Here is a 3,370-nt window from a genome sequence, read left to right as displayed (position 1 = left end):
GGACGTGCCGCATCCGATTTTGTCATTCTGAGCGAAGCGAAGAATCGCTCTCGATCAGCGTGCTGCGCTAGGTGAAGAGGCCTATCACGCCTTCGCCGCAATGTCGTTGCGGTGATGGCAGCCCTGGAACTGGATACGCTTCACGTTATCATACGCCCTGCGCCGCGCTTCGGCCAGGGTGCGGCCCAGCGCGGCCACGGTCAGCACGCGCCCGCCGTCGGTCACTGTCTGGCGCACGCCCTTGCTCGTGGTCAGCTTCGTGCCCGCGTGGAACACCATCACGTCCTTGTCCACGTCGTCCAGCCCGCGGACGGGGAAGCCGGACTTGTACGGGCCCGGGTAGCCGCCGGAGGCCAGAACGACGCCGACGCATGCCTCCTGCCGCCATTCGGCGCGGACGCGGTCGAGCCGCCCTTCGACGACGGCCAACAGGATGTCCAGCAGGTCACTTCTTAGACGGGGCAGGATGACCTGCGTCTCCGGATCGCCGAAGCGGCAGTTGAACTCCAGCACCCGCGCGCCGTGCGGCGTGACCATGAGGCCCGGGTAGAGGACTCCGCAATAGGGAGTACCCTCCGCGGCCAGCGCCCGCGCCACGGGAAGCGTCACGTTGCCGTGCGCACGCGCTTCATCCGCCGTGTTGAACCAGCCGGGCGGGCTGTACGCGCCCATGCCGCCGGTGTTCTGGCCCTTGTCGCCGTCGCCGACGCGCTTGTAGTCGCACGCGGAGGGCATGGGCTGGACGCTCTCCCCGCTGACGAAGGCGTGCAGGCTCACCTCGCGCCCGGACAGATACTCCTCGATAAGCACGCGGTCGCCCGCCGCGCCGAAGACGCGGGCCTCCATGGCGTCATGGACGGCCTTGATGGCCTCGTCGCGGGTGCGGCAGATGGTGACGCCCTTGCCCGCGGCCAGGCCGTCCGCCTTGACCACGTAGGGCGGGTCGTGCTCGGCGATGTGGGCGCGGGCGGCCGCGGCGGTGCTGAAGATGTCGGCGAAGCCCGTCGGGATGCCGGCGCGCTGCATGATGCCCTTGCTGAACACCTTGCTGGCCTCTATCTGCGCCGCCTTCTGCGTCGGCCCGAAGACGGCGAGACCTTCCGCGCGGAAGCGGTCCACGATGCCTCCGGCCAGCGGCCCCTCCGGCCCGACGACGGTCAGGTCAACGTGCTGCTCTTTCGCGGCCTTGAGCAGGGCGTCAATATCCGTGGCCTTGACGCGCAGGTTCTTGGCGATGCGCGCCGTGCCTGCGTTGCCCGGCGCGACGAAGAGGTTGGCGGCGCGCGGCGACTGCGCCAGCTTCCACGCGATGGCGTGTTCCCGCGCGCCGGAGCCGACGACGAGGATGTTCATGATTTCACTAGCCTGACGTGGGGAAAGGCCTCTTTCATGGCGTTGTACAGCCGCTTGTCCAGGGTCAGGAACTCGCAGGAAAGGAGCTGCGCCAGGGCGACATAACAGGCGTCATAGATAGTCGTCTGGCCGTGGCGCTCAGCCAGCTCATAGGCGCGGCGGTAGAGTCCCGGAGGACTCCGGACGGGGATGCCAGATGAGAGGATGTCTGTAACCATTCCCATAGCCTCGTCGGAGGTGAGGAGCTTCCGGGAGGCGAGGCGCCGCACGGCGGAGATGGTCTCCGCATAGAGGATGGGAGGCCCGATGAACTGGTCCTGTCCACTGGCATACGACTCCCAGACCCCAACGACGGCGGGTGTCCGCTGCTCGGGGATGAGCCAGGCCACGACCAGGCTGGCGTCCACGCAGCGAACAGTCAACGGCTAGGACTCCTCACGCAGCTCGCGCACCAGCGCCTCAGCATCCACCCGGACGCCCAGCTTCTCCCATCGCTGGCGCAGCTTCTCTCGGCGGCGACGGACTCGTTCAAACAGTCCCCTGTGCTTCCGCGAGGCCGCATCTCCCCGTGGGTTGACGGGAGCTTCCATCTGACGGAGGTGGGACACGTCCACGAACCACTGGTTTCCGATGCGTCGTCCGGCGAGCTTGCCTTCCCTGAGGTAGCGGCGCACCTGCTCCTGAGAGCGGCCCAGGCGACGGGCCACCTCCTTGACCGCGAGCATCCCTTCAAGAGTTGTCATATCAGGCGTCCCATCATGTTGTTGTATGCAACAACATATCTCAACGGCGGGTGGTTGTCAAGACAGCCGCCGTCTGGCCGACTTCCACGCGATGGAGCCGACGACCAGGATGGTCATACAGTTTGCTCTCACCTTACAGTGTTTGGTACCCACAAACCTGTGTAGGCTGGGACCGCTGTGTGCTCTAGCACGCTCTTGGTGCGGAAGTCGAAGTAGTGAATAGAGGCGACCTTCGCAGGTAGCACTCCTGTATATATGCCGAGGTGCACTTCCTGATAGTAGGGCATTGCACAGAAAAGAGCTACTTGAGCGATCACGCCTCGGATTCTTGGTGCCCAGTCAATTAACAGAACATGACCATCACGGTCGTGCGCCTCTCTAGCGCCTACCTTTATTGGTAGATTAGAAATGCGGTTTATGAAGGGCGTTTTGGAAAGCCTACCGTATCTGACATATTCGCGTATAGGATTAAAGCCCTGATTTAGGGCAACCCGAATTCCGTAAACCCAAGTAAGATAGTTAAACGCTATTTTAGCTATGGCTCGCTTGACCAATTCGTCTTGAGCGGGTATGTCGAAGGCGATACGTACGGGATGATCAGGCTGAAGAGTTTCATAAGTTTGTATCAAGTCTAAAGTCACTTTGGGGTTGTATTGCCTTAGAGCCGTTTGAAGTCTCGACAGATTCTTATCGTCCGAAACGGATATGTGTACTATTGAATTGCCAATGTCTGCAAGAATGTTTTCTCCTCGCTCTAGGTCGCTAAGGCTCGCAAATTTCCATTTGCTTGACTTCTTACTCCAGTATTTTAATCCGGGCGTGCGCGTAAACCCCTTCCCATCCCTCGTTGAAACAAACTCGACGTCATCGGCCTCTAATGGATCCTCACTATCTATATGGACTTTTACCTTGCCGCGCGCGCTTTTGTGACGCACAGCCTTAGGAAATTCGACCAAACCCTTGTGTCCTTTTAGATAGCGTCGTATTCCCGGCGGGCTAGCATAGGCTAGAGATGCATCAACGCCTCGTCCGAAGTCGTCATTGCAGGCCTTACAAACTTGGTTTTTATTAAGCACAAGGTTCTTCGCAAAGACACCAAAAGCCTTAGGGATTACGTGTTCACGAGTAAAACTAGCTGCGGGCTTCTGTTCCAGGCAATAGATGCAAGTGAACAGGTTCAAGTGCCCTACTCCCACTCAATGGTCCCGGGCGGCTTGCTGGTGATGTCGTACACCACGCGGTTGACGCCGGGCACCTCGTTCACGATGCGCGTG

At 60.7% G+C, this 3,370-nt stretch carries 5 protein-coding genes; all 5 read right to left on the bottom strand.

Going from position 1 to position 3,370, the window contains the following annotated elements; all coding sequences use genetic code 11:
- Positions 1-84 precede the first annotated feature (84 nt).
- The gene (gene purD, locus Q7T26_02680) at positions 85-1,353 is read right to left on the bottom strand and encodes a phosphoribosylamine--glycine ligase (protein MDO8531062.1); all 1,269 of its coding nucleotides are present in this window, start codon (positions 1,351-1,353) and stop codon (positions 85-87) included.
- A complete protein-coding gene (locus tag Q7T26_02675) occupies positions 1,350-1,775 on the bottom strand; it encodes a type II toxin-antitoxin system VapC family toxin (GenBank protein MDO8531061.1) in 426 nt (141 codons plus the stop codon). Before Q7T26_02675 ends, purD begins: the two co-directional genes overlap by 4 nt.
- A gap of 3 nt (positions 1,776-1,778) precedes the next feature.
- The gene (locus tag Q7T26_02670) at positions 1,779-2,096 is read right to left on the bottom strand and encodes a helix-turn-helix domain-containing protein (GenBank protein MDO8531060.1); all 318 of its coding nucleotides are present in this window, start codon (positions 2,094-2,096) and stop codon (positions 1,779-1,781) included.
- Positions 2,097-2,224: 128 nt separating this feature from the next.
- Positions 2,225-3,277: an HNH endonuclease gene (locus tag Q7T26_02665; GenBank protein ID MDO8531059.1), complete on the bottom strand. Its 1,053-nt coding sequence runs from the start codon at positions 3,275-3,277 to the stop codon at positions 2,225-2,227.
- 5 nt (positions 3,278-3,282) lie between these two features.
- A partial coding sequence (locus Q7T26_02660) for a hypothetical protein (protein MDO8531058.1) occupies positions 3,283-3,370 on the bottom strand: 88 nt, incomplete at its 5' end.

This window comes from Dehalococcoidia bacterium (genome assembly GCA_030648205.1).
Lineage (GTDB): Bacteria > Chloroflexota > Dehalococcoidia > JAUSIH01 > JAUSIH01 > JAUSIH01.
The sequence above is the reverse complement of the archived record's forward strand: the minus strand, read 5'-3'. Positions and strand labels throughout refer to the sequence as shown.

Coding starts and splice junctions, on each gene's coding strand:
- purD (MDO8531062.1), bottom strand. CDS start 1,353: ATGAACATCCTCGTCGTCGGCTCCGGCGCGCGGGAACACGCCATCGCG.
- Q7T26_02670 (MDO8531060.1), bottom strand. CDS start 2,096: ATGACAACTCTTGAAGGGATGCTCGCGGTCAAGGAGGTGGCCCGTCGC.